Origin of the sequence: Pseudomonas sp. J452 (assembly GCF_024666525.1) — a bacterium.
Taxonomy (GTDB): domain Bacteria; phylum Pseudomonadota; class Gammaproteobacteria; order Pseudomonadales; family Pseudomonadaceae; genus Aquipseudomonas.
The window spans coordinates 3,172,949-3,196,674 of the sequence record NZ_CP088294.1 but is presented as its reverse complement, the minus strand read 5'-3'; the positions used below and the strand labels follow the sequence as shown (position 1 = coordinate 3,196,674).

Sequence of the window (23,726 nt, the reverse complement as noted above, 5' to 3'; positions counted from 1 at the left end):
TGCTGTTCGTAGACTATTCTGCCGGGAAGAGGGGACAGATTTATATACCGGGCAGAGTAGCCGCTATATGGCCGGCAGCTACCGACCGCCCAGCCCGCAAACACCCTAAGCCAACCCCACCTCACCCTGCCCCACCTCAAGCGGCTTCCAGCGCCGCAGCAAGCTGTACAGCGTCGGCACCACGAACAGGGTGAAGAAGGTGCCCACCAGCAGGCCGCCGACGATGACCATGCCGATCTGCTGGCGGCTCTCGGCGCCAGCGCCCGTGGCGATGGCCAGCGGCAGCGAGCCGAGCACCATGGCGCCGGTGGTCATCAGGATCGGCCGCAGGCGCTGCACCGCTGCTTCCATCACCGCCTCGTGTAGCGCCCTGCCCTCGCGCAGCAGGTGGTTGGCGAATTCGACGATGAGGATGCCGTGTTTGGTGATCAGGCCGATCAGGGTCACCAGGCCGACCTGCGAGTAGATGTTCAACGTGCCGCCGAACAGCTTGAGCGCCAGCAAGGCGCCGGCCATCGACAGCGGCACGCTGAGCAGGATGATCAGCGGATCAAGGAAGCTCTCGAACTGCGCCGCCAGCACCAAGTAGATGAACACCAGCGCCAGTACGAAGATCAGCGCCACGCCGCTGCTGGAGTCCTTGAAGTCGCGCGAGGTGCCGGTGTAATCGAACTGGGTCTCGGGCGGGAAGATCGCCCGGGCCTTCTCTTCCAGGTGATCGAGTGCCTCGCCGAGGGTGTAGCCGGAGCCGACGTTGGCGGTCACCGTCACCGCGCGCAGCTGGTTGAAGTGGTTGAGCTCGCGCGGCGCCACGGTCTCGCGTACTTCGATCAGGTTGGACAGCTGCACCATGTTGTCATTGCGCCCGCGCACGTAGACGCGGTTGAGGTCCTCGGGGTTGCTGCGATCCACACCCTGCAGCTGCACCAGCACGTCGTACTGCTCGCCGTTCTGCTTGAAGCGCGTTACCTGGCGGCTGCCGAACAGGCTCTCCATGCTGCGGCCGATGGTGGCCACGTCGGTGCCCACCGCCACCGCCTGCTCGCGGTTGACCGTAACTTTGAGCTGCGGGGTGTTCAGCTTGAGGTCGGTGTCCAGGCTCTCCAGCCCCGGATAACCGCGCACTTCGGCCAGCAGCTGGTCGACGTACTGCTGCAGCTCGGCGTACTCCAGCGAGGAGCGAATGACGAAGTTGACCGGCTGGTTACGCGCGCTCTGCCCCAGCGGCGGGCGGTTGATCGGGAAAGCGCGCACGCCGGGGATGTCCTGCAGCTTGGGCAGCAGTTCGTCACGGATCTCGAACTGGCTGCGCTCACGTTTGTCCCAGTCCTCCAGCTTCATGAACGACAGGCCCTGGGCCACCGTGGGGAAGCCGACGATGACCATGTAGCGGTTAGTTTCCGGCACCGCGTCGTAGGCGGCTTCCAGTTGCTTGGCGTAGCGGCTGGTGTAGCCGACCGTGGCACCGTCCGGGCCGTTGATCGAGCCGACGATGGTGCCGGTGTCTTCGGTCGGCGCCAGCTCGCTGCGCAGGCTGCCGAACAGCCAGGCGCACAGCAACAGGATGCCCAGCAGCAGCGCAACCACCAGCCACCAGGCGCGCAGCACCCGTTCCAGGCCGTGGCGGTAGCTGTAGGTGAGGTTATGCAAGAAGCCTTCGATCAGGTTGTAGACGCGGCTGTGTTGCTGCTGCGGCTGATGGGCCTTGAGCAAGTGGCCGCACATCATCGGCGACAGGGTCAGGGCGACGAAGCCGGACACCAGCACGGCGCCGGCCAGGGTCCAGGCAAACTCGGTGAACAGCTTGCCGGAGGTGCCCTGCATGAAGCCGATCGGCGCGTACACGGCGGCCAGGGTCAGGGTCATGGCGATCACCGCGAAGGCGATTTCGCGGCTGCCGACGAAGGCTGCCTGCATCGGCTTCATGCCCTGCTCGATATGCCGGTGGATGTTCTCCAGCACGACGATGGCATCGTCCACCACCAGGCCGATGGCCAGGACCATGGCCAGCAGGGTCAGGGTATTGAGGGTGAAACCCATCAGCATCATCAGCGCGCAGGCACCGATCAGCGACACCGGGATGGTCACCAGCGGAATCAGAGTGGCGCGCAGCGAGCGGAGGAACAGGAAGATGATCAGGATGACCAGCAGCACCGCTTCCCAGATGGTGGTGTAGACGTTGCTGATCGACTCGCGGATGAACAGCGAGTTGTCGTTGGCCACCGCCATCTGCATGCCTTCTGGCAGCAGCTTGCGCACCTCGGGCATGGCCTCGTTGAGGCCATCGGAAATCTCCAGCGGGTTGGCCGTGGCCTGCTTGACCAGGCCCATGGACACCGCCGGCTTGCCGTTGAAACGCACCACGGTGCGCTCGTCGGCGGCGCCGATTTCGGCATGGCCGACATCGGACAAGCGCAGCAGGTAGCCGCGCGAATCGTCGAGGATGATCTTGTTGAAGTCGTCCGGGGTTTTCAGGTCGGTTTCCGAGAGCACGGAAAACTCGCGCTGCACCGACTCGATGCGCCCGGCCGGAATCTCCACGTTCTGCCGGCGCAGGGCATCTTCCACGTCCTGCACGGTGAGGTCGTGGGCGGCCAGCTTCTCCGGGTCGAGCCAGATGCGCATGGCGAAGGTGCGCGCGCCACGGATCTGCACTTCGGAGACGCCGGGAATGCTCTGCAGGCGGTCCTGCACCACCCGCTCCAGCACATCGGTGATCTCCATGGCGGAGAAGCGCTCGCTGTAGAACGCCAGCCAGATCACCGGCTGGGCGTCGGCCTCGACCTTCTGCACCAGCGGTTCGTCGATCTCGTCCGGCAGCAGGCTGCGCACCCGGCCGAGGCGGTCACGCACGTCGTTGGCGGCCTCGTCGGAGTTGCTGCCGAGGCGGAACTGCGCGGTGATCTGGGTGTTTTCCGAGCGGCTGATGGAGCTGACGAAATCCAGGCCCTCGATGCCGGACAGCACATCCTCGATCGGCTGGGCGACCTGGGATTCCATGATCTCCGGACTGGCGCCGGGGTAGATGACGTTGACCGTGACGATCGGCACGTCGATGTTCGGGTACTCGCGCACGGCCAGGCGCTGGTAGGCCATCAGGCCGAGCAGGACGATGATCAGTGACAGCACGGTGGCGAACACCGGCCGGCGGATGCAGATATCCGAGAGGGTCATACGCCCTCCCCGCGCTTGACCGTGCGTACCTCGCGGCCCGGCGCGACTTTCTGCCAGCCGGCGCTGATCAGCGTCTCGTCACCCTGCAGGCCTTCCACCACCTCGGCCTTGCCGCGCAGGCGCTGGCCTATGCGGATCTGCCGGCGCTCGACCTTGCCGTCTACCACCAGGTTGACGAACAGCAGCTGGCCCATGGGCATCACCGCTTCCTCGGGAATCAGCAGGGCCTGCGGGCGCTCGGCGAGGATCACCGAGACCTTGACGAACTGGCCGGGCTTGAGGCGCTGGTCCTGATTGTCGACCCGGGCGCGGATGGCCTGGCTGCGGCCCACTTCGTCCAGGCGCGGGTTGAGGGCGGTGATCGTGCCCTTGAAGCGCTCGCCGGGGTAGGCATCCAGGCTCAGCTCGATGGCCTGGCCGAGACGCACCTGGCTGACCGCCTTCTGCGGGATGCGGAAATCCACCTTGAGCGGGTCGAGCACCTCCAGGTTGACCAGGTCCTGGCCGGCGCTCAGGTAGTCACCGACGCTGACCTGGCGCAGGCCGAGCACACCGTCATAGGGCGCGCGGATCTGCGTCTTGTCCAGACGCGCCTGGGCCAGGGCCAGGCTGGCACGGGCGGCCTGCTGCTGGGATTGCGCCTCGTCCTGGGCCTGGGCGTTGCTGGCGCCGCGCTTGAACAGCAGCTGGGTGCGCTGGAAGCTCTTTTCCGCCAGATCGAGATTGGCCTGGGCCTGGGCCAGCTCGGCACGAGCGATGGCATCGTCCAGGCTGACCAGCAGCTCGCCGGCCTTGACCGCCTCGCCCTCGCGGAAATGCACGGCCGCCAGGCGCCCGCCCAGCTCGGGGCGGATCACGGTCGACTCGTCGGAGCGCAGCGAACCGAAAGTGATCAGCTCATCGCGCACCAGCGTCCGCTCGGGTTGCACCACTTCCACCAGCGGTGCCTGCTCGGCCAGTGCGGGGAGCGGACTGCAGGCGATAACACAGGTGAGCAGCAAGGCGTGGCGGCGGGAAGACATCGATCGACCTCTTGTTGTCCAGGCGGTCGAGTCTAACGGCGGTTGCGCCAGCTGCCGACCGCCGAAAGTGTTACTTCATATACTACTGACGCATGCCCCGGCCGCTCTGCAACAGGCGAATGCAGACGATGTAGAGCACGCTGCTGGCCAGCACCATCATGCCGATGGCGACGCCGATATTGATGTCGGAGACGCCGAGGATGCCGTAGCGGAAGGCATTGACCATGTGCAGGATGGGGTTGGCCAGCGACACCGTCTGCCAGAACGGCGGCAGCAGGCTGATCGAGTAGAACACCCCGCCCAGGTAGGTCAGCGGCGTCAGCACGAAGGTCGGGATGATCGAGATGTCGTCGAAGTTGCGCGCGTACACCGCGTTGATGAAACCGCCGAGGGCGAAGGTGATCGCGGTGAGGATGATCACCAGCACGGTCACGCCCAGGTGGTGCACCTGCAGGTCGGTGAAGAACAGCGACAGCAGGGTGACGATAAAGGCCACCGCCAGGCCACGCAGCATGCCGCCCACGACATAGCCGATGAGGATGGTGTGCGGCGACACCGGCGACACCAGCAGCTCCTCGATATTGCGCTGGAACTTGCTGCTGAAGAAGCTCGACACCACGTTGCTGTAGGAGTTGGTGATCACCGACATCATGATCAGCCCCGGCACGATGAACTCCATGTAGCTGTACTGGCCGACATCGCCGACCTGGCTGCCGATCAGCCGGCCGAAGATGACGAAGTACAGGGCCATGGTGATCGCCGGCGGCAGCAGGGTCTGCGCCCAGATACGGGTGAAGCGGCGCACCTCGCGGACGACGATGGTCTGCAGGGCGATCAGGTTGGAACGCAGTTCGGGACTCATTTCGCCACCTTGGCCAGATTCTTCTCCACCAGGGAAACGAACAGTTCCTCCAGGCGATTGCTCTTGTTGCGCAGGCTCAGTACCTCGACCTTCTGCGCCGCCAGCTGGCGGAACAGCTCGGTGATGCCGAGGTCTTTTTCCACCTGTACTTCCAGGGTGTGCGGGTCGACCAGGGTCGCCGGGTAGCCCAGCAGTTGCGGCGCCACCAGTTGCGCCTCCTTGAGGTCGAGGAGGAAGGTCTCCACGTGCAGGGTCTTGAGCAGCGCCTTCATGCTGGTGTTCTCGACGATGCTGCCGTGGTCGATGATGCCGATGTGGCGACAGAGCTGCTCGGCCTCCTCCAGGTAGTGGGTGGTGAGGATGATGGTGATGCCCTTCTGGTTCAGCTCGCTGAGGAAACTCCACATCGAGCGGCGCAACTCGATGTCCACCCCGGCGGTGGGCTCGTCGAGAATCAGCAGGCGCGGCTCGTGGACCAGCGCGCGGGCAATCATCAGGCGGCGCTTCATGCCGCCAGAGAGCATGCGTGCGGGCACGTCGTGCTTGTCCCACAGGCCGAGCTGGTTGAGGTACTGCTCGGCGCGTTCCTTGGCCACTTTCAGCGGGATGCCGTAGTAGCCAGCCTGGGTCACGACGATGTCGAAGACCTTCTCGAACTGGCTGAAGTTGAATTCCTGCGGCACCACGCCCAGGCAGCGCTTGAGGCCGGAAGGGTCGCGATCGAGGTCGTGACCGAACACCTCGACCGTGCCGCCGCTCTTGTTCACCAGGGTGGAAAGAATGCCGATGGTGGTGGACTTGCCGGCGCCATTGGGGCCGAGCAAGGCGAAGAAGTCGCCTTCGGCCACTTCCAGATCGATGCCCTTGAGGGCCTGGAAGCCATTGCCGTAGGTCTTGGTCAGCTGCCGGATGGACAGAGCGGAACTCATGAGGGCTAGGTACTCAGCGAAATGAACGACTTAGATAGGGGCGCGCCGCGACGTTTGCAACCTGATGTTTCAGGTTAGCGGAGCCTTCGGAGCTTGCAGGAGTTGCACCCTACCCAGCCTGGGCACAAGAAAAAAGTCGCGAATGCTGATGTTAACTATCGATGGCCTGCATGGCGGCCACTTCGGCCTGCAAATCGCCACGGAGAAACGCCGAATCGGCGGCGAACAGGTGCGGGTAGCAGTGCTGCAGATGGCTGAAGAACAGCGTCTCCGGCAGGTCGTCGAACTGGCCGTGATCGGCCAGGTATTCCATGTAGCGCTCGCCCTGCTGATTGAATGGGTGGAACACACTGTCCGTGCGTCCATCGAACTCCAGCGGCGCCACCTTGAACACCTTGCACAGGGCCAGGTTGAACGCCGGCGTGGCCTTGACCCAGCGCCCGTCGAGCAGCAGTTCGGTGTAGCCATGCATGGCGAATATTTCGCTACGCAGGATCTGCAGCAGGCGCGGGCTGGACAGGTGATTGCGCACATCGGCCAGACCGATGCGGGCCGGGATGCCGCAATGCCGGGCGCAGGCCGCCAGCAGCAGCGCCTTGGGCACGCAGTAGGATTCGCCGGCGACCAGCGCATGGCTGGCTTTCAGGGTTTCGGGATCGCGACTGAAGCTGTAGGGGTTGTAGCGGATCTGGTCACGCACCGCGTAGTACAGGCTGATCGCCTGCTCGCGCGGATCAAGGCTGGTACCGCACCAGGCCTCGGCGAATTCGACCACCAATGGATGCTCGCTATCGATGAACTGACCGGCTTGAAGGTAGGACTGCATGGCACGCTCCCTGGAGTCGCTCCCAGTCTATCGGCGCATCGGCCCGGCGAAAGCGGCGATCCGGCCAAGCTCACCGGCCTTGTCGCCATGTCGGCCCGACAACCGCTGCCTATATAGAAGAGTGCTCACCAGCAAGCCGGGACAGCAGGCGCCTGGCGCCCTATACTGCCGCGCTCGTTTTCAATCAGGATCATTGCCATGGCTGCCTCCCACCTCGACCACCACCTCGCCCTGCTCGCCCACCTGCGCGGCATCCTGGTTGCCCTGGGTGAAGCCGAACTGGTGGAAGACGATACCCACGGCCTGTTCCTCGAGCGCTATGACGAACTGCTGGTGGAACTGCCGAAAGACCCGGAGAACAGCCTGTACCTGGGCCAGGACCTGATCAGCCAGATCTTCCACCGCTACCCGCAGATCGCCCACCTGGTGCCGCGCGACCTGCTGTGGTTCTTCGGTGGCGACTGCCTGCACTTCATGCCGGACGAGGAAATCGAGCTGTACCAGAACCTCGACGAGCGTCGCTACGAAGCCGAGGCCAATGGCCAGCCCTTCGACTGGACCCAGGAAAAGCAGCTGCTGGCCCTGCCGCCGGAAAGCCCCAAGCACTGATAGCCCTGCCCCGGTTCATCCGGGGCGCCAACGGAAAAGGCCCGCACGGCATGACCGGCGGGCCTTTTTCATGGTGCTGAATTACGCGCAAACAAAAACGCCGCTCGATTGAGCGGCGTTTTTGTTTATTTGGAGCGGGAAACGAGACTCGAACTCGCGACCCCGACCTTGGCAAGGTCGTGCTCTACCAACTGAGCTATTCCCGCAAATATGGCGTCCCCTAGGGGACTCGAACCCCTGTTACCGCCGTGAAAGGGCGGTGTCCTAGGCCACTAGACGAAGGGGACGTGGCCCGGAGCTTACAACAGCTTTCCGGCTCCTTTCGCTCTGCGTTTCCGCTTCTGCGTTGGGAGTGGCGCGCATTCTAGGGATGCTCTTTGAGGTCGTCAACCCTCAATCAAAACTTTTTTCAAATCAATGAGTTCAGTGTCGAAACTGATATAGCGCTATGAGCATATTGGCTAACGCACTACACTCGGGAGAAAAACAAGCGTTCGGGAGATTCATCGGTGTCCCCACTTCTCATCACCGCCTTGGTTGTTGGCGTCATCGTGCTACTCATCGCCATCGGCTACATCAATCATATGGTGGAGAGCAGCAAGCTGGAGAAGGCCCGACTCAAGGCCGATCTCAATGATCGCGTGCGGCGTAGTCGCGATGTCTCCGACAACATGCCTGGTCAGTTGATGACCCCGGCACTCAAACTGCTGCTGTCGCGCCTGGAACTGCAATTCAGCGACCGCCTGCTACCACTCGATAAACAGAACTCCGCCCTGCGCAACCGCATTGCCGAACTGCGCGACATGGTCGCCAAGGGCGAAGACATCCCCGTACGCAATGCCCCGCAACCCATCCTGACTGAAGTAAAAGCCAAGGACGTGCGCTTCCTTCTGGAGAACTTCCATAGTCAGATCACCCGCGCGGCGCAGGATGGCGCACTACCGGCCAACGATGCCAAGCGCTGGCTCGGCGAGATTCGTCATATCCTCGTGCAGCTGCATTACGAGTTCTTCACCAACCTTGGCCAGCAATCCCTGCAGCAAGGCCAGCCTGGCCAGGCACGCCTGGCCTACGAGCGCGGCGTGCAGTACCTGCGCAAGCAACCCGACCCGGTTCGCTACCAGAGCCAGCTGCAACAGCTGGAGCAACAGCTGGCCCGCGCCAACGACATGGTCCTGGAAAAGGCCAAGCCTGCGCCGAACGAGCACAGCGAGTTGACCGATGGCCTGCAGTCGCTCGGCGAAGACGACTGGAAGAAGAAGAACATCTACGACTGAATAGCAGTCCAAGAACAGCCCGGCATTACCGGAACGCTGTTCCCTTAAGAAAACGCCGCGCCTGCTTCGCACAGCCGCGGCGTTTTTCTTTGCCCGCTCAGCATCCGGCGACGCCTCAGTCGTAGCCCGGATGCAATCCGGGAAACAGGCAGCTCCGCTCCCGGATTGCATCCGGGCTACAACGCTGGAAAGCGACGTTTCTCATTGCAGCTAATGCAGCAGCCATACAGCGGAATAATGACTTCCAGACAACACGGACAGTCCCCTCTCCCACTTGTGGAGGGTTAGGGAGAGGGGCGCAAAGCGCTTAATTGAGCAGCCAGCAAGGCGTAGCCTGACTGCCCCTGGCCGATCTCGGCCAAATCGATCATTGCGCACTCTCCAGCAACTGCTGGCCGACCCAGCTACGAGCGAACTGGTAGGCACAGCGGCCATTGCGGTTGCCACGCCCCAACGCCCAGCGGATGGCCAGGATTTCCAGCTCGTGACTCCACTGCCATTGCAGGCCTGCCTGGGCAACCAGCACCTCGATCCAGTGGCGCACCACGGCAAGGAAATGCTCCTGGGTAAAGGGATAGAAGGACAGCCACAGGCCAAAGCGGTCGGACAGGGCGATCTTGTCCTCCACCGCCTCACTGGGGTGCAGTTCGCCCTCGACGCGCTGCCAGTTGTCGTTGTCGCTTTCCTTCTCCGGCACCAGATGGCGGCGGTTGGAGGTGGCGTATAGCAGCACGTTGTCCGGAGCCCGCTCCAGCGAGCCATCCAGCACGCTTTTCAAGACCCGGTAATCGCCTTCGCCGGCTTCGAACGACAGGTCGTCACAGAACAACACGAAACGCTGCGGCAGCCCGGCCAGTTGCTCGACCACCCGCGGCAAATCCGCCAGGTAGTCGCGCTCGATCTCGATCAGGCGCAGCCCGCCCTTGGCATATTCGGCCAGTAGCGCCCGCACCAGCGACGACTTGCCAGTACCCCGCGCGCCCCACAGCAGCACGTGGTTGGCCGGCAGGCCGCTGACGAACTGACGGGTATTGCGCGCCAGCTGCTCGCGCTGCACATCGATACCGACCAGATCGGCCAGACTCAGGTCCAGGCTGACCTGCAACGGCTGCAGGTAGCCGCCCTGCCCCTCGCGAAACCAGCGCGCAGCAACAGTTACATTCCAGTCCAGTGCCACACGACGCACCGGCAACAGCGGGTCGAGGCGCTCCAGCACCTCCTCGGCACGCTGTAGAAAGCTATTCAAGCGGGCATCCACGACTCACTCCTCAAAAGCACACCTGCCGACAGTCAGGTGTGATGGGCTATGCTTGGCTGGCGCACGAACTCAGGAACCGCCCTGCCCTCCATGGATATCTCACTCACCCACCGCCTGTCGTTCAAACAGGCCAGTATCACGGTGCTGGTGGCGTTTATCCTCGGAACCCTGCTCAGCCTGATTCAGGTCGGCCTGGATTATGCCAGCGAAGACGCCGCCATCGACCTGGAAATCAACTCACTGCTGGAAATCAGCCACAACCCGGCTGCGCGCATTGCCTACAACATCGACGCCGAACTGGCCCAGGAGCTGGTACTCGGCCTGTTGCGTTCACCGGCGGTGATGCGCGCGGAGATCATCGACAACAGCGGCATGATCCTCGCCTCGGTGGAACGCGCGCCCAGCCAGAGCGACTACCGGATCTTCAGTGATTTCCTGTTCGACGAACGCCGTCAGTTCGTCGACCACCTGTTCGTCAGCCACGCCCCGCAGGAAGCCCTCGGCATGCTGCGCCTGGAAGTCGACACCTTCGCCTTCGGCAGTGACTTCCTGCGCCGCGCCGTGCTCACCCTGCTCACCGGCTTCGTGCGCAGCCTGCTGCTGTCGCTGATTCTGCTGGTGCTGTTCTACGCCATGCTGACCAAGCCCCTGGTCGGCGTGATTCGCGCCCTCAGCGAGCGCGACCCGCGCCGCGACTTCACCCCCGTGCCCTGCCCGAGCGGCCATGAAGAGGACGAGATCGGCACCCTGGTGGCAGTCACCAACCAGCAGCTGGCCAACATCCACGAGGAAATCGACCAGCGCCGCGAAGCCGAGGACCGCCTGACCCAGTACCTGGCCGAGCTGGAAAACATCGTTTCCGCGCGCACTGCCGAACTCAAAGCCACCAATGCCCGCCTGACCCTGTCCAACAGCGAACTGGAAGAGGCGCGCCGCACCGCCCTGGACATGGCCCAGGCCCGCGCCGCCTTCCTCGCCAACATGAGCCACGAAATCCGCACGCCGCTGAATGGCCTGCTCGGCATGCTTGCCCTGTCTCTGGACGGGCCGCTGAATGTCGAGCAGCGTCAGCAGCTGTCGATCGCCCACGACTCGGGCAAGGTACTGGTGGAACTGCTCAACGACATCCTCGACCTGTCCAAGTTCGAGGCCGGCCAGCTGGAGCTGGAGCACATCCCGTTCGACCTCGGCAGCCTGGTCGAAGACACCGCCAGCCTGCTGTCGCAGAACGCCGGCCCCAATGTCGAGCTGACGTGCCTGCTCGACCCGCGCCTGCCAACCCAGGTGCTGGGCGATCCGACCCGGGTCCGCCAGATCGTCAGCAACCTGCTGTCCAACGCCCTCAAGTTCACCCGCTATGGCCGCGTCGATGTGCGCGTCGTACCCAGCGCTGGCGGCGTACGCATCCTGGTCAGCGATACCGGGATCGGCATCGCCCAGGAAGCCCAGTCGCGCATCTTTCAGCCCTTCACCCAGGCCGGCGTCGGCATCACCCGCCAGTATGGCGGCACCGGCCTGGGCCTGGCCCTGACCCGGCGCCTGTGCGAAGCCATGCAGGGCCAGCTGAGCCTGAATTCGCAGGAGGGCTTCGGCAGCCAGTTCTGCGCCGAACTACCGCTGCCCAGCCATACCCCGGCGCAGCAGTGGCCCGCCCTGTCCGGACGGGTCATCGCCTTCTGCCAGGCCAACAGTGGCCTGGCCGAGCTGCTGGGCAGCTGGCTGGGTAACTGGGGACTGAGTTATCGACGCCTGGACAGCGACGCCAGCCTGGGTGGCCAGCAGGCCGACCTGCTGATCAGCGACAGCGCCGAGCGTTTGGTCGAGCTGCACCAGAGCAGCAACGCCCCACTGCTACTGGTCTCGGCCTACGGCGGTTTCCTTTCCAGCGAACAGACCAGTGCGCTGGCACCATTCGAGCAACTGGCCCGCCCGCTGGCTCGCGCCACCCTGCAGCAAAGCCTGCAGCGCCTACTGCAACCACGCCAGGGCAGCAACGTCAGCACGCCCGTGGTGCAGCCCAACAAGCTGCGCCAGGCCCGCGTACTGCTGGTAGAGGACAATCCGGTGAACCAGCTGGTGGCCAAAGGCATGCTGGCCAAGCTGGGTTGCGAGGTGGCAGTCACCGGTCATGGTGGCGAAGCCCTCAGCTACCTGGAAAAAAACTCGGTCGATCTGGTGCTGATGGACTGCAACATGCCGGTGATGGATGGCTACGAGGCGACCCGGCGCATTCGCCAGAACGGTCGCTGGCCAAACCTGCCGATCATCGCCCTGACTGCCAACGCCCTGCCCGATGAGCGCGAGCGCTGCCAGGCAGCCGGGATGAACGACTACCTGGCCAAACCCTTCCGCCGCGAAGACCTGGCCACCCTGCTGGACAACTGGCTGCCACTCACGACGACACCGTGAGCCGCTGCAGCAAGCCGCCGAGACTGTGCTGCAGGCCATCCAGTTCAGCCAGATCCAAACCACTGTCACACAGCAAACGCCCCTTCAGCGGCAACACGCGCTGACGCAGCGCCACACCCGCCTCGCTCAGGCGCAGGTGCACTTCACGCTCGTCTTGCGGCGAGCGCTGGCGCAGCACCAGGCCGAGCTGCTCCAGACGCTTGAGCAGTGGCGTCAACGTGCCGGAATCGAGCAGCAGGCGCTCACCCAGGGCCTTGACCGTCGGCTGCTCGGGTGGCGCAGCCTGCCACTCCCACAACACCAGCATGGCCAGGTACTGCGGGTAGGTCAGGCCGAGCTCATCGAGCATCGGCTTGTAGGCGCGGGTAACGGCGCGCGAGGCAGCGTACAGCTTGAAGCACAGCTGGTTGTCCAGCTGCAGCTGCGCCTCGGCATCATCCAGTGGAGTCATTGCAACAGGGCTTCGATCTCGGCACTGAGGTCTTCCGGCTTGGTGGTCGGGGCGAAACGCTTGACCACCTGGCCATCGGCGCCAATCAGAAACTTGGTGAAGTTCCATTTGATGCCCTGGCTGCCGAGCAGGCCCGGAGCGCGCTGTTTCAGCTGCACGAACAGCGGATGGGCGTCGCTGCCATTGACATCGATCTTCTTGAACAGCGGGAAGCTGACGCCGAAGTTCAGTTCGCAGAACTCGGAAATCGCGCCCTCGTCACCCGGCTCCTGCTTGCCGAACTGGTTGCAGGGGAAGCCCAGCACCACCAGACCCTTGTCCTTGTACTGCTGCCAGACGTTTTCCAGGCCCTTGTACTGCGGGGTGAAACCGCACTTGCTGGCGGTATTGACCACCAGCACGGCCTTGCCACCGAAGTCGGCGAGGGTCTTCTGCTCGCCTTTGATGGTAGTAACCGGGATATCAAGCAGCTTGTCGCTCATGGGTGGCACTCCGAATGGGTTGGGAACCTGGACAATATAGTGAGCAATTGAATTGCACACAATTCAATTGCTGTAAAATAAGGCCCGCCAATCAGCGAGCCTTATTTTCCAGCCACGCGCGCTACTCGCGCGGCACCAGCTTCAACGACAGCGAATTGATGCAATAGCGCATCCCGGTCGGCCGCGGTCCATCCGGGAAGACATGGCCCAGGTGGGCATCGCACTTGGCACACTTGACCTCGATACGGTGCATGCCGTGGCTGAAGTCGGCCTTCTCGGCGACAGCCTCGCCATTGACCGGCTGGAAATAGCTGGGCCAGCCGCTGCCGGAGTCGTACTTGGCAGCCGAATCGAACAATGCCTCGCCGCAGCAGGCACAGTGATAGATGCCGGGCACCTTGCTGTCGTGGTATTCCCCAGTGAAGGCACGCTCGGTGCCGCCCAGCCGGCAGACGTGGAACTGCTCGTCGGAAAGCTCGTCGCGCCAGGCTTCCAGGGGTTTTTCGATCTTTTCCATGGGGTACACCTCAGTGGCAGAAAAAAGCCCGACCTGTACCTTTTCCGGGCATCGGGCCGCACGTATCATGCGTGCCTCTTTGGACGCCAGTCTGGCAGCAGCGTTACAACCTGCCAAGGCGCAGGATCAATGCCACCCGCCGCCATCGCGGTGCTTTCTCCCGGGAAATCTGGATCATGCAGGTCAGCAAATCGAACAAGCTCGCCAACGTCTGCTATGACATTCGCGGCCCAGTGCTCAAGCACGCCAAGCGCCTGGAAGAGGAAGGCCATCGCATCCTCAAGCTGAATATCGGCAACCCGGCGCCGTTCGGTTTCGAAGCCCCGGAGGAAATCCTCCAGGACGTGATCCGCAACCTGCCCACCGCCCAGGGCTACAGCGACTCCAAAGGCCTGTTCAGCGCGCGCAAGGCGGTAATGCAGTACTACCAGCAGAAGCAGGTGGAAGGCGTCGGCATCGAAGACATCTACCTCGGTAACGGCGTTTCCGAGCTGATCGTGATGGCCATGCAGGCGCTGCTCAACAACGGCGACGAAGTGCTGATCCCGGCACCGGATTACCCGCTGTGGACTGCTGCCGTGGCGCTCTCCGGCGGCAAGCCGGTGCATTACCTGTGCGACGAGCAGGCCGGCTGGTTCCCCGATATCGCCGACATGCGCGCCAAGATCACGCCGAACACCAAGGCTCTGGTGCTGATCAACCCGAACAACCCGACCGGCGCCGTGTACTCGCGCGAAGTGCTGCTGGAAATCGTCGAGCTGGCCCGCCAGCACAATCTGGTGCTGTTCTCCGACGAGATCTACGACAAGATTCTGTATGACGACGCCGTGCACATCTGCACCGCCTCGCTGGCCCCGGACGTGCTGTGCCTGACCTTCAACGGCCTGTCCAAGTCCTACCGGGTGGCCGGCTTCCGCTCCGGCTGGGTGGCCATTTCCGGGCCCAAGCACAAGGCGCAGAGCTACATCGAGGGCATCGACATCCTGGCCAACATGCGCCTGTGCGCCAACGTGCCGAGCCAGCATGCGATCCAGACCGCACTGGGCGGCTACCAGAGCATCAACGACCTGGTACTGCCACAAGGCCGCCTGCTGGAGCAGCGCAACCGTACCTGGGAACTGCTCAACGACATCCCCGGGGTCAGCTGCGTCAAGCCGATGGGCGCGTTGTACGCCTTCCCCAAGATCGACCCCAAGGTCTGCCCGATCCACAACGACGAGAAATTCGTCCTCGATCTGCTGCTGTCGGAGAAGCTGCTGATCGTCCAGGGCACCGCCTTCAACTGGCCGTGGCCGGATCACTTCCGCGTGGTCACCCTGCCGCGCGTGGATGACCTGGAGCAGGCCATCGGGCGCATCGGCAGCTTCCTCAAGTCCTACCGTCAGTAAGCGCGGCACGGGGACGGCCATGGATCTGCAGATCGACGAGTTCTACAAGGATGCCGCCGCCGGCATGCTCCTACTCTATCAGGCCTTTCCGCGCAAAATCGCGCTGTATGTGGAAGACCTGATCGGCCGCGAGGAGCCGGACGAATTCGGCCTGCCCAGCAAACGCCACCAGAGCTGCCTGGGCGCCTTGCTGTGGCTGGCCGAGGAAGGCTACCTGCGTTACGACTCGACCATCGGCTACGACGCCCTGGATCAGGCCGTGCTCAGCGAAAAGGGCTTCCTGCGCCTGAGCCGCGGCCTGCCGCATGCCCTGCCCGCTGGCGACAACCCGCCACCACCGGCGGTGCGTCGCGTGCAGGCCACCCTGGCCTGGCAACTGCGTGAAGCACTGTCGCTGCACAACAGCGAAAAAGTCGCCCGCCTCACCCGCCTGCTGTTCGAAAGCGCTCTAAACCCGGCCCGGGACACAGTTTGAAATAGTCACCGGGTTGAAGATGCCTGCCCCACGCCCCTATATAGCCGGCATAACCTGATGTTTTCTCGCTCCGAGGAGTAGCTTCACACCATGATGCGTATTGTCTTGTTCCTGGCCACCAACCTGGCGGTACTGGCGATTGCCAGTGTCACCCTCAAACTGCTGGGGGTCGATCGCTTCACCGGTCAGAACTACGGCAGCCTGCTGGTCTTCTGCGCCGTGTTCGGCTTCGCCGGCTCGCTGGTCTCGCTGTTCATCTCCAAGTGGATGGCGAAGATGAGCACCGGCACCCAGATCATCACCCAGCCGCGCACCCGCCACGAACAGTGGCTGCTGCAGACCGTGGAAGAGCTGGCCCGCGATGCCGGGATCAAGATGCCGGAAGTCGGCATCTTCCCTGCCCATGAGTCCAACGCCTTCGCCACCGGCTGGAACAAGAACGACGCCCTGGTCGCCGTCAGCCAGGGCCTGCTCGAACGCTTCTCGCCGGATGAAGTGAAAGCCGTACTGGCCCACGAAATCGGCCACGTGGCCAACGGCGACATGGTCACCCTGGCGCTGATCCAGGGCGTGGTGAACACCTTCGTGATGTTCTTCGCGCGCATCTTCGGCAACTTCGTCGACAAGGTGATCTTGAAGAACGAAGACGGCCCGGGCATCGGCTACTTCGTCGCAACCATCTTCGCCGAGCTTGTTCTGGGGATACTGGCCAGCATCATCGTCATGTGGTTCTCGCGCAAACGTGAGTTCAAGGCCGACGAAGCCGGCGCCCGCCTGGCCGGTACCGGCTCGATGATCGGCGCCCTGGAGCGCCTGCGTGCCGAACAGGGCATCCCGGTGGCAATGCCCAGCAGCATGACTGCCTTCGGCATCAACGGCGGCCTGAAGAACGGCCTGGCTGGTCTGCTGATGAGCCACCCGCCGCTGGAACAGCGCATCCAGGCCCTGCGCCAGCGCGGTTGATTGCACGGCAACACGACCAAGGGCAGCTACGGCTGCCCTGGTCTTTTCCACGATCCAATCGATTCAACCGATAAGAAACCCCAGCTTTTCCCGTTTGAAGCCCGGCCTCGTTTGATCAATGATCAGCCTCACTCAGAGCCTGTTCAAAGGCTCGCGAGCTAGAGCCAGGCTAGGCAAAAACAGGCGAGGAAGCGCAGTTTACGAATGGTAAATGAGCATGACTCGTTTCACTCGCCCTTCGGGTCGCGCTAAAGCGCGTTAGCCGCAAGCGGCTGTCCGAGCCTGTTTTTAACGACGCATGGCCGACGCGCAGCAGCCTTTGGATAGGCTCTCAGGAGGACTTCAGCGTGCTGCCCAGTCTGTTTATCTCCCATGGTTCGCCCATGCTGGCCCTCGAACCAGGCGCCAGCGGCCCCGCCCTCGCCCGCCTGGCGGCCGAGCTGCCCAGACCGCGCGCCATTCTGGTGGTTTCCGCCCACTGGGAAAGCGACGAGCTGCTGCTCGGCAGCGCCGCCCAACCGCGCACCTGGCACGACTTCGGCGGCTTCCCCGCGCCGCTGTACGCCGTGCAGTACCCGGCACCCGGCTCGCCTGAACTGGCCCAGCAAGCCCAGCAGCTGTTGGCCGACTCCGGCCTTGCGGCGCGCCTGGACGAACAGCGCCCGCGCGACCATGGCGCCTGGGTACCGCTGTCACTGATGTATCCCGAAGCAGATATCCCGGTGCTGCAACTGTCCCTGCCCAGCCATGCCGGCCCGCAACTGCAGACCCGCGTCGGCCGCGCCCTGGCCAGCCTGCGCGAACAGGGCGTACTGCTGATCGGTTCCGGCAGCATCACCCACAACCTCGGCGAACTGGACTGGCGCGCCGGCCCGCAGACCATCACGCCCTGGGCCCTGGAGTTCCGCGACTGGATGGTGCAGAAGCTGCAGGCTGGTGACGAGGCCGCCCTGCACGACTACCGCCAGCAGGCCCCGCAGGCCCGGCGCAATCATCCGAGCGACGAACACCTGCTACCACTGTACTTCGCCCGCGGCGCCGGCAGCGTCTTCAAGGTCGAGCACAGCGGCTTCACCTATGGCGCACTGGGCATGGATATCTACAGCTTCGCCTGAAAACACATTAAGCGCTGACAGGCAGTAACAACACCTCCAGCACGGTGACGCCCACCCCATCGACCTGCTCGGGACTCATGTAGTTCTCGGCAAAGGTGCGCCAGATGCCGCTGCGCAAGAAGTAGCGAAACAACAGCAACGGCCAAACATACTTGATGAACTCAGCCAGGCGCATACCCACGGGAATGCCCAACCTGGCCTTGCAAATCGAATCACACCAGCAGCAATGACTTTGCCTCAAGCCCTGACGGGATGAGGCTCTCGCCAGGCCATAGACAGTTTCCGCTCACAACAGCGGCGTTGCTCGGCAAGCTCCCACGCCAGTCGATAGCCAGGGCACCTCAGCTTTGTTAGTCGCAGGCCGGACAGACTTCTACACTGAGCAGAAACCGATGAGTTGAGCCATGCAGCCACCCCTCCTTTTGGCCGCCTTTATGCGCCATACCATTGCACTCCTCTGCGGACTGCTACTCAGCCCGTCGGCGACTGCCGAGCTGAGTAGCGAGTTTCGTGCCCTGACCTTGAACATGCCGCCGTTCTCGGTGTCGGTCGACCCTGCGCGCAAGGAAATGCAGGGTTACTTTGGCGAAATATTCATTGGCGCCATGCGCCAGGCTCACCTGCTGGAAAAGATCGAAGTCGGCATGATCCCCTGGCGGCGCGCCCAGCAATATGCCCTGCAGGAACCCAATGTGGTGCTGTTCCCGTTGATCCGCACGGCTGAACGTGAAACACAGTACCGCTGGTTAGCATTGATCCTGCGTGAGCCCTGCTACGCCTGGGCCATCGATCCAGAAACATCCATCGACAGCCTCGAACAAGTTCGCCATGCCGGCTCTATCGGGGGCTTGGCCGGCGGCCCGCAAACCCGCGAGGTGCGCCGCATTCTTGGAACGGATGCCTACCTGGTCGAGGACTCGGAAAGTGAAGTCATCGCACTGCGGCGCTTGCTGGCGGGACGCATCAAGGTCTGGTCGGCACACAGCGTCACCGCCCACTACGTCGCTCGCGAGTATTCCCTCAGCAATCATCTGCCCAAGATCAAGCTGCGGCGTGGTCACAAATTCTTCGATGCCGATATCTGGATGGCCGTCAGCAAACAGACCGCCGAGGCCGATGCACAGCAACTTCAGCAGGCACTGGAAACATTCTTCCTCAGCCGCGAGTACATGGCGATCAACCGCAAATACCATATTGCCGACCGCAAGTATCTGCTGCCCGAATAGCCCAGATCTACGGGCGTTTACAGCCAATCACCCGAAATAAAAAACCCCGCACTTGGCGGGGCTTTTCATTCAGCTTTGGTTCGATCCCAGGGGATCAATCCTCGCGATAACGACGCAGCTTCAGGGCCTTGCCGGCAACGCGGGTGTCCTTGAGCTTGCCGAGCAGACGGTCGAGACCTTCTTCCGGCAGTTCGATCAGGCTGAAGGTCTCGCGGATCTGGATGCGACCGATGGCTTCGCGGGCCAGACCACCCTCATTGAGGATCGCGCCGAGCAGGTTCTTCGCGGCGATGCCGTCGCGAGTGCCCAGGGCGGTACGGCAACGGGCACGGCCTTCGGTCAGCGGCACCGGAGCACGACGTTCACGCGGGGCGAAATCGCCACCGCTGCTGCGCTCGCCATCACGCTCGCGACGCTCGCGCGGGGCGCTGACGGTCGGCACCAGCGGCTGCTCGCGCTCGACGTCGGCCAGGTTCAGCGACTGGCCATTGGTGGCCTTGCGCAGCAGGGCTGCGGCCAGGGCACGCGGGGTGCAACCGATATCGGCAACCAGACGGTCGAGCAGTTCGCCATGGCTGGCTTCGGCATCGGCCACCAGCGGCGCCAGGCTGTTGGTCAACTTCTTGATGCGCGCGTCCAGCACCTGCTGGGCATTCGGCAGGCGCACTTCGGCAACTTTCTGCCCGGTTACACGCTCGATCACCTGCAGCATGCGGCGCTCACGCGGAGTCACCAGCAGCAGCGCACGGCCAACGCGACCGGCACGGCCGGTACGGCCGATACGGTGCACGTAGGACTCCGGGTCGTACGGCATGTCGACGTTGAGGACGTGGGTGATGCGCGGTACGTCGATACCACGGGCAGCTACGTCGGTGGCGACCACGATGTCCAGACGGCCGTCTTTCAGCGACTCGATGACGCGCTCGCGCTGGTTCTGCGCGATGTCACCGTTCAGCGCGGCAACCTTGTAGCCCTTGGCTTCCAGCGCAGAGGCCAGGTCCAGGGTGGCTTGTTTGGTGCGCACGAAGGCGATCAGGGCGTCGAATTCCTCGACTTCCAGCAGGCGCGAAACGGCCTGGACCTTCTGGTCGGCATGCACCATCAGGTGCGCCTGCTCGATCAGCGAGACGGTCTGGGTCTTGGCGGCGATCTTGATGTGCTTCGGCTCGCGCAGGTGCTTCTCGGCGATGGTGCGGATCGAGGCCGGCAGGGTCGCGGAGAACAGCACGCTCTGGCGGCTGGCCGGCATGGCCTGGAAGATCACTTCCAGGTCATCCATGAAGCCGAGCTTGAGCATTTCGTCGGCTTCGTCCAGCACCAGGTGGCTGATGGTCGACAGCAGCTGGTCGTTGCGGCTCAGGTGGTCAACCAGACGACCCGGGGTGGCGACGATGACCTGGGCACCCATGCGGATGGCCTTGAGCTGCGGGCCCATCGGCGCGCCGCCGTAAACGGCAACCACGCTCAGGCCGGGCATCTGCTTGGAGTAGGTTTCAAACGCGGTGGCCACCTGCAGGGCCAGCTCACGGGTCGGCGCGAGGATCAGCGCCTGCAGTTCACGCTTGGCCGGGTCGATCTTCGACAGGATCGGCAGGGCGAACGCTGCGGTCTTGCCGGTACCAGTCTGCGCCTGGCCGATCATGTCGTGGCCGGCGAGGATCACCGGGATCGCCTGGGATTGAATCGGGGACGGCTCTTCGTAACCCACCGCGGTCAGCGCAGCGAGAATAGAAGGATGAAGGCCGAGTTCGGCGAAAGTGCCGGTTACTTCCTGGGTCATGGGTCTGCCTCTAGGTGCATCCGCAAAGACCCAAGTTCCAAAGCTGCACATGCCATGTAGGACCCGAAGGTCACCCTGGCAGCCGTGTAGGCGGGGATTTGCGAAAACTAAATGAATAAAGCGTCAAGGATAGTCCGCTATGCGGACAAGCTGCCGAAGCAAGCGCTTCGTGAGTTTTACTACCTGAACGACGGCCAAGTTTGGCCGGGCGCGAATCATACAGGAAAAGCTGTCCACGTGGCAGATTTTTTACAGAAGCGGCGCGCGTCTTGCAGATCATAGCCTGCCATTCAGGCGGGCAATGCGTTTGCACGACCGCCGGCGGGCTGACTATAAAGGGAACTCCCCTAGCGAACCTGGAGCCACCCCATGGCCGAGCCGACGACCGACCGCATCAGCCGCGAGAAACGTGGCCAGATAATGCTGATCGGACTCAACCGCAGCGACAAGCGCAACGCCTTCGACCTCGACATGCTCAATCAGCTCTGCCTGGCTTATGGCGAATTCGAGCGCGATGAGGAAGCGCGCGTGGCCCTGGTGTTCGCCCATGGCGAGCACTTCACCGCTGGCCTCGATCTGGCCAAAGTGGCGTCCACCTTTGCCGCCGGCTGGCATATTCCCGCCGGTGGCTGCGACCCCTGGGGCGTATTCGGCGGCCCACGGGTCAGCAAGCCGGTGATCGTTGCCGCCCGCGGCTACTGCTACACCATCGGCATCGAGCTGATGCTGGCCTCCGATATCAATCTGTGCTCCAGCGATACCCGCTTCGCCCAGATGGAGGTGCAGCGCGGCATCCTGCCCTTCGGTGGCGCCACCCTGCGCATGCACCAGGCCGCTGGCTGGGGCAATGCCATGCGCTGGCTGCTGACCGGCGACCCCTTCGATGCCGCGGAAGCCTATCGCCTGGGCCTGGTACAGGAAGTGTTCAGCCCCGAGGATCTGCTGCCCGGCGCCCTGGCGCTCGCCGAACGCATCGCCGCCCAGGCGCCGCTGGGCGTACGCGCCACCCTGGCTTCAGCGCGCCAGGCCGTGCAAGAGGGTGAAGCGGCAGCGATTGCCAACCTGCATCCGCTGGTTACCGCGCTGATGGCCAGCGAAGATGCCCAGGAAGGCGTACGCGCCATGCTTGAGCGCCGCCCCGGCGAGTTCAAAGGCCGTTGAGCCGCAGCGGCACCCTAAGTCAGGAGAACTAAGTGGAGAAGTAGAAACTCCCTCGCACCGACCTCAACTGGCCGGACGCAGCACGTCGATCAAGGGCTGCAGCGAGTAGCCCAGACGGGGCGCCAGCTCGGCGGCGCGGGCCGAGAGCAATTCGGGCTGCAGCTCCTGCTCCAAATCGGCCGGCACCAGCAGGATGACGTTGCCCTCCTTCACCGGAATTTCCCAGTAATGGCGGTGATAGAGACCACGCAACAACGCCGCACCGAGCGGCTTGCCGTCGTCGGTGCCCCACTGGTTGATCACCAGCCAGCCGCCCGGGTTGAGCTTGGCCTGGCAGTTTTCCAGGAACTTCCAGGCCAGGTGGCCGACCGCCGGCCCGGTGTCGGTGTACAGGTCGAGGAAGATCAGGTCGGCCGACTCGGCGCTGTCGAGCAGCTCCAGGGCATCGCCGATACGGATGGTCAGGCGCGGGTCGTCGGCCAGGCCGAGGTACTGCATGGCCAGGCGCGGCACGTCCGGGCGCAGCTCGATCACCTCGACGTCGTCCAGCTCGATAAAGCTGAGGCAGGCCTGGGTCAGGTTGCCCGCGCCCAAGCCGAGAAACAGCGCGGTTTCCGGCTGTTCATGGCACAGCGCACCGAGGAACATGGCGCGGGTGTAGTCGTACTCCAGCCACTTCGGGTCGCGGGTGAACACACAGCTCTGCTCGATGGCATCGCCGAATTCGAGGAAGCGGTAGTCGCCGACTTCCAGCACGCGGACCAGACCGAACTGGTCCTGCACTTCGGCCAATACCCGTTCTTCGCGCAAATCACTCATTCACTCTGCCCCTGACGAAACTGCCCTGGTGTCATGCTGCTCCAGCGGCGGAAAGCCTTGGCGAACGCACTCTCATCGGAAAAGCCGAGACGCTCGGCGACATCGGCCAGGCGCAATGACTCACGCAGCAGCCGCTCGGCCATGGCAAACAGCACCTGCTCGCGCAGTAGCTTGAAGCTGCTGCCCTCCTCGGCCAGCTTGCGGTTGAGGTGGCGCCCGCTGAGTGCCAGCTGTTCGGCGATGCGCTCCTTGCCCCAGCGCGGATGCTGGCGCAGCAACTGCTGCACGCGCACCGCCAGGCTCTGCGTACCCAGGCGTTCGAGCAGGCTGTCGGCGAGGCCGCGCAGGTGCTCGCGCATCAGGGCATTGGCCTGGATCAGCGGCACCTGCAGGTCGGCCTCGGCAAACAGCAGCGCATTGTCCGCGGCCTCGAACTGCAACGGGCAATCCAGCAGCCCGGCATAGCTGGCGAGCTCGCCACGGGCGGCGTGGCTGAAATTCAGTTGTAACGGGCCCAGCTTGTTGCCGGCGATCCAGCGCGTCATGTGCAGCAGGCTGGCCAGCACCGCCTCGACCCGCTCTTCGCGGCGTACCTGGTAATGCGGCTGGTAGACCAGGCGTACTTGCCCGGGAGCCCGCTGCAGGCTGAACTCGCCGCCCTCGCCAACGATCGGGTAGTACTCGAGCAGGGCTTCCAGCGCCTCGCCGACCGTTTCACAACTCATCAGCAGGGCGCCGACCATATCCAGATGACCGACCTGCAGGGCACAGCCCAGGCGCAACCCGATCAACGCATCACTGGAGGCGCTACAGAAGGCCTCCCACAGGGCGTCCTGGCGCGCCAGGGGAATGCGTGCCTCGCCACCCAGTGCGCGCAACTCGGCCGGCAGCGGCAAGGCCAGGCGCTCGGCGGCCTGCAGAATGGCCTGGGCGTAATGCACGGTGACGGAAGGCGTGGTGCTCATGGTCTTGAATTAACCAGT

21 protein-coding genes, 2 tRNA genes and 1 pseudogene are annotated in these 23,726 nt (G+C 63.6%); 9 read left to right on the top strand and 15 right to left on the bottom strand.

The annotated features are described in order from the left end of the window. Nucleotides 1-105: 105 nt before the first annotated feature. The 5 genes from LRS11_RS14490 to LRS11_RS14470 all read right to left on the bottom strand — a co-directional run bounded on the left by LRS11_RS14490 (nucleotide 106) and on the right by LRS11_RS14470 (nucleotide 6,813). Nucleotides 106-3,174 (bottom strand): efflux RND transporter permease subunit, encoded by a 3,069-nt coding sequence (locus LRS11_RS14490; protein ID WP_260493642.1) that lies wholly within the window; start codon nucleotides 3,172-3,174, stop codon nucleotides 106-108. Further along, a complete protein-coding gene (locus LRS11_RS14485) occupies nucleotides 3,171-4,196 on the bottom strand; it encodes an efflux RND transporter periplasmic adaptor subunit (protein ID WP_260493641.1) in 1,026 nt (341 codons plus the stop codon). The genes LRS11_RS14490 and LRS11_RS14485 overlap by 4 nt, the downstream gene beginning before the upstream one ends. A gap of 82 nt (nucleotides 4,197-4,278) precedes the next feature. Further along, complete coding sequence (locus tag LRS11_RS14480; protein ID WP_260493640.1) at nucleotides 4,279-5,058, bottom strand: ABC transporter permease; 780 nt, start codon at nucleotides 5,056-5,058, stop codon at nucleotides 4,279-4,281. Then, entirely contained in the window at nucleotides 5,055-5,987 is a 933-nt protein-coding gene (locus tag LRS11_RS14475; protein WP_260493639.1) for an ABC transporter ATP-binding protein, read from the bottom strand. Before LRS11_RS14475 ends, LRS11_RS14480 begins: the two co-directional genes overlap by 4 nt. Nucleotides 5,988-6,138: 151 nt before the next feature. After that, a complete protein-coding gene (locus LRS11_RS14470) occupies nucleotides 6,139-6,813 on the bottom strand; it encodes a transglutaminase-like domain-containing protein (RefSeq protein ID WP_260493638.1) in 675 nt (224 codons plus the stop codon). A gap of 198 nt (nucleotides 6,814-7,011) precedes the next feature. On the opposite strand from LRS11_RS14470, the gene LRS11_RS14465 reads away from it, so the two are divergent. Then, nucleotides 7,012-7,422, top strand: coding sequence for a PA2817 family protein (locus LRS11_RS14465; RefSeq protein ID WP_160081178.1), 411 nt, complete (start codon nucleotides 7,012-7,014; stop codon nucleotides 7,420-7,422). Between the two features lie 130 nt (nucleotides 7,423-7,552). Here the strand turns inward: LRS11_RS14465 and LRS11_RS14460 are convergent. Further along, nucleotides 7,553-7,628 (bottom strand) — tRNA-Gly (locus LRS11_RS14460). 5 nt (nucleotides 7,629-7,633) lie between these two features. After that, nucleotides 7,634-7,709 (bottom strand) — tRNA-Glu (locus tag LRS11_RS14455). Between the two features lie 222 nt (nucleotides 7,710-7,931). Between LRS11_RS14455 and LRS11_RS14450 the strand changes: the two genes are divergently transcribed. Continuing rightward, nucleotides 7,932-8,699 carry a hypothetical protein gene (locus LRS11_RS14450; protein ID WP_260493637.1) on the top strand — a complete coding sequence of 256 codons (768 nt, stop codon included), beginning with the start codon at nucleotides 7,932-7,934 and terminating at the stop codon, nucleotides 8,697-8,699. Nucleotides 8,700-9,066: 367 nt separating this feature from the next. Here the strand turns inward: LRS11_RS14450 and LRS11_RS14445 are convergent, their stop codons facing one another. Continuing rightward, nucleotides 9,067-9,957: an ATP-binding protein gene (locus tag LRS11_RS14445; RefSeq protein WP_260493636.1), complete on the bottom strand. Its 891-nt coding sequence runs from the start codon at nucleotides 9,955-9,957 to the stop codon at nucleotides 9,067-9,069. 48 nt (nucleotides 9,958-10,005) lie between these two features. Here LRS11_RS14445 and LRS11_RS14440 point away from each other — a divergent pair, with 48 nt between their 5' ends. Beyond that, entirely contained in the window at nucleotides 10,006-12,366 is a 2,361-nt protein-coding gene (locus LRS11_RS14440) for a response regulator (RefSeq protein WP_409519736.1), read from the top strand. Here LRS11_RS14440 and LRS11_RS14435 read toward each other — a convergent pair. From LRS11_RS14435 to msrB, 3 genes are all read right to left on the bottom strand, one after another. After that, nucleotides 12,350-12,817: a MarR family winged helix-turn-helix transcriptional regulator gene (locus LRS11_RS14435; RefSeq protein ID WP_260493634.1), complete on the bottom strand. Its 468-nt coding sequence runs from the start codon at nucleotides 12,815-12,817 to the stop codon at nucleotides 12,350-12,352. The genes LRS11_RS14440 and LRS11_RS14435 overlap by 17 nt on opposite strands. Further along, the gene (locus LRS11_RS14430; protein WP_173207296.1) at nucleotides 12,814-13,299 is read right to left on the bottom strand and encodes a glutathione peroxidase; all 486 of its coding nucleotides are present in this window, start codon (nucleotides 13,297-13,299) and stop codon (nucleotides 12,814-12,816) included. The genes LRS11_RS14435 and LRS11_RS14430 overlap by 4 nt, the downstream gene beginning before the upstream one ends. Nucleotides 13,300-13,420: 121 nt before the next feature. Beyond that, nucleotides 13,421-13,816 carry a peptide-methionine (R)-S-oxide reductase MsrB gene (gene msrB, locus LRS11_RS14425; protein ID WP_260493633.1) on the bottom strand — a complete coding sequence of 132 codons (396 nt, stop codon included), beginning with the start codon at nucleotides 13,814-13,816 and terminating at the stop codon, nucleotides 13,421-13,423. A gap of 176 nt (nucleotides 13,817-13,992) precedes the next feature. On the opposite strand from msrB, the gene LRS11_RS14420 reads away from it, so the two are divergent. The 4 genes from LRS11_RS14420 to LRS11_RS14405 all read left to right on the top strand — a co-directional run bounded on the left by LRS11_RS14420 (nucleotide 13,993) and on the right by LRS11_RS14405 (nucleotide 17,757). Then, complete coding sequence (locus tag LRS11_RS14420; RefSeq protein ID WP_260493632.1) at nucleotides 13,993-15,204, top strand: pyridoxal phosphate-dependent aminotransferase; 1,212 nt, start codon at nucleotides 13,993-13,995, stop codon at nucleotides 15,202-15,204. A gap of 19 nt (nucleotides 15,205-15,223) precedes the next feature. Next, nucleotides 15,224-15,679, top strand: a complete 456-nt coding sequence (locus tag LRS11_RS14415) for a hypothetical protein (protein WP_173207302.1) — start codon at nucleotides 15,224-15,226, stop codon at nucleotides 15,677-15,679. A gap of 90 nt (nucleotides 15,680-15,769) precedes the next feature. After that, the gene (gene htpX / locus LRS11_RS14410) at nucleotides 15,770-16,642 is read left to right on the top strand and encodes a protease HtpX (protein ID WP_260493631.1); all 873 of its coding nucleotides are present in this window, start codon (nucleotides 15,770-15,772) and stop codon (nucleotides 16,640-16,642) included. Between the two features lie 347 nt (nucleotides 16,643-16,989). Then, nucleotides 16,990-17,757, top strand: a complete 768-nt coding sequence (locus LRS11_RS14405) for a class III extradiol ring-cleavage dioxygenase (protein WP_260493630.1) — start codon at nucleotides 16,990-16,992, stop codon at nucleotides 17,755-17,757. 7 nt (nucleotides 17,758-17,764) lie between these two features. Here LRS11_RS14405 and LRS11_RS14400 read toward each other — a convergent pair whose 3' ends face one another. Continuing rightward, on the bottom strand, nucleotides 17,765-17,938 hold the full coding sequence (locus tag LRS11_RS14400; RefSeq protein WP_260493629.1) for a hypothetical protein: 174 nt from the start codon (nucleotides 17,936-17,938) through the stop codon (nucleotides 17,765-17,767). A 346-nt stretch (nucleotides 17,939-18,284) separates the two neighbouring features. Here LRS11_RS14400 and LRS11_RS14395 point away from each other — a divergent pair, with 346 nt between their 5' ends. Further along, the gene (locus LRS11_RS14395; RefSeq protein WP_260493628.1) at nucleotides 18,285-18,983 is read left to right on the top strand and encodes a hypothetical protein; all 699 of its coding nucleotides are present in this window, start codon (nucleotides 18,285-18,287) and stop codon (nucleotides 18,981-18,983) included. A gap of 94 nt (nucleotides 18,984-19,077) precedes the next feature. On the opposite strand, the pseudogene LRS11_RS14390 reads toward LRS11_RS14395, so the two are convergent. After that, nucleotides 19,078-20,797, bottom strand: a pseudogene (locus LRS11_RS14390) (DEAD/DEAH box helicase). Nucleotides 20,798-21,132: 335 nt separating this feature from the next. Between LRS11_RS14390 and LRS11_RS14385 the strand changes: the two are divergent. Further along, nucleotides 21,133-21,924, top strand: coding sequence for a crotonase/enoyl-CoA hydratase family protein (locus LRS11_RS14385; protein WP_260493627.1), 792 nt, complete (start codon nucleotides 21,133-21,135; stop codon nucleotides 21,922-21,924). A 63-nt stretch (nucleotides 21,925-21,987) separates the two neighbouring features. On the opposite strand, the gene LRS11_RS14380 is transcribed toward LRS11_RS14385, so the two are convergent. After that, nucleotides 21,988-22,743 carry a spermidine synthase gene (locus LRS11_RS14380; protein WP_260493626.1) on the bottom strand — a complete coding sequence of 252 codons (756 nt, stop codon included), beginning with the start codon at nucleotides 22,741-22,743 and terminating at the stop codon, nucleotides 21,988-21,990. Next, nucleotides 22,740-23,708 carry an AraC family transcriptional regulator gene (locus LRS11_RS14375; protein ID WP_260493625.1) on the bottom strand — a complete coding sequence of 323 codons (969 nt, stop codon included), beginning with the start codon at nucleotides 23,706-23,708 and terminating at the stop codon, nucleotides 22,740-22,742. Before LRS11_RS14375 ends, LRS11_RS14380 begins: the two co-directional genes overlap by 4 nt. Nucleotides 23,709-23,726 lie beyond the last annotated feature (18 nt).

Coding starts and splice junctions, on each gene's coding strand:
- LRS11_RS14490 (WP_260493642.1), bottom strand. CDS start 3,174: ATGACCCTCTCGGATATCTGCATCCGCCGGCCGGTGTTCGCCACCGTG.
- LRS11_RS14485 (WP_260493641.1), bottom strand. CDS start 4,196: ATGTCTTCCCGCCGCCACGCCTTGCTGCTCACCTGTGTTATCGCCTGC.
- LRS11_RS14480 (WP_260493640.1), bottom strand. CDS start 5,058: ATGAGTCCCGAACTGCGTTCCAACCTGATCGCCCTGCAGACCATCGTC.
- LRS11_RS14475 (WP_260493639.1), bottom strand. CDS start 5,987: ATGAGTTCCGCTCTGTCCATCCGGCAGCTGACCAAGACCTACGGCAAT.
- LRS11_RS14470 (WP_260493638.1), bottom strand. CDS start 6,813: ATGCAGTCCTACCTTCAAGCCGGTCAGTTCATCGATAGCGAGCATCCA.
- LRS11_RS14465 (WP_160081178.1), top strand. CDS start 7,012: ATGGCTGCCTCCCACCTCGACCACCACCTCGCCCTGCTCGCCCACCTG.
- LRS11_RS14440 (WP_409519736.1), top strand. CDS start 10,006: ATGCTTGGCTGGCGCACGAACTCAGGAACCGCCCTGCCCTCCATGGAT.
- LRS11_RS14435 (WP_260493634.1), bottom strand. CDS start 12,817: ATGACTCCACTGGATGATGCCGAGGCGCAGCTGCAGCTGGACAACCAG.
- LRS11_RS14430 (WP_173207296.1), bottom strand. CDS start 13,299: ATGAGCGACAAGCTGCTTGATATCCCGGTTACTACCATCAAAGGCGAG.
- msrB (WP_260493633.1), bottom strand. CDS start 13,816: ATGGAAAAGATCGAAAAACCCCTGGAAGCCTGGCGCGACGAGCTTTCC.
- LRS11_RS14420 (WP_260493632.1), top strand. CDS start 13,993: ATGCAGGTCAGCAAATCGAACAAGCTCGCCAACGTCTGCTATGACATT.
- LRS11_RS14415 (WP_173207302.1), top strand. CDS start 15,224: ATGGATCTGCAGATCGACGAGTTCTACAAGGATGCCGCCGCCGGCATG.
- htpX (WP_260493631.1), top strand. CDS start 15,770: ATGATGCGTATTGTCTTGTTCCTGGCCACCAACCTGGCGGTACTGGCG.
- LRS11_RS14395 (WP_260493628.1), top strand. CDS start 18,285: ATGCCGCCGTTCTCGGTGTCGGTCGACCCTGCGCGCAAGGAAATGCAG.
- LRS11_RS14385 (WP_260493627.1), top strand. CDS start 21,133: ATGGCCGAGCCGACGACCGACCGCATCAGCCGCGAGAAACGTGGCCAG.
- LRS11_RS14380 (WP_260493626.1), bottom strand. CDS start 22,743: ATGAGTGATTTGCGCGAAGAACGGGTATTGGCCGAAGTGCAGGACCAG.
- LRS11_RS14375 (WP_260493625.1), bottom strand. CDS start 23,708: ATGAGCACCACGCCTTCCGTCACCGTGCATTACGCCCAGGCCATTCTG.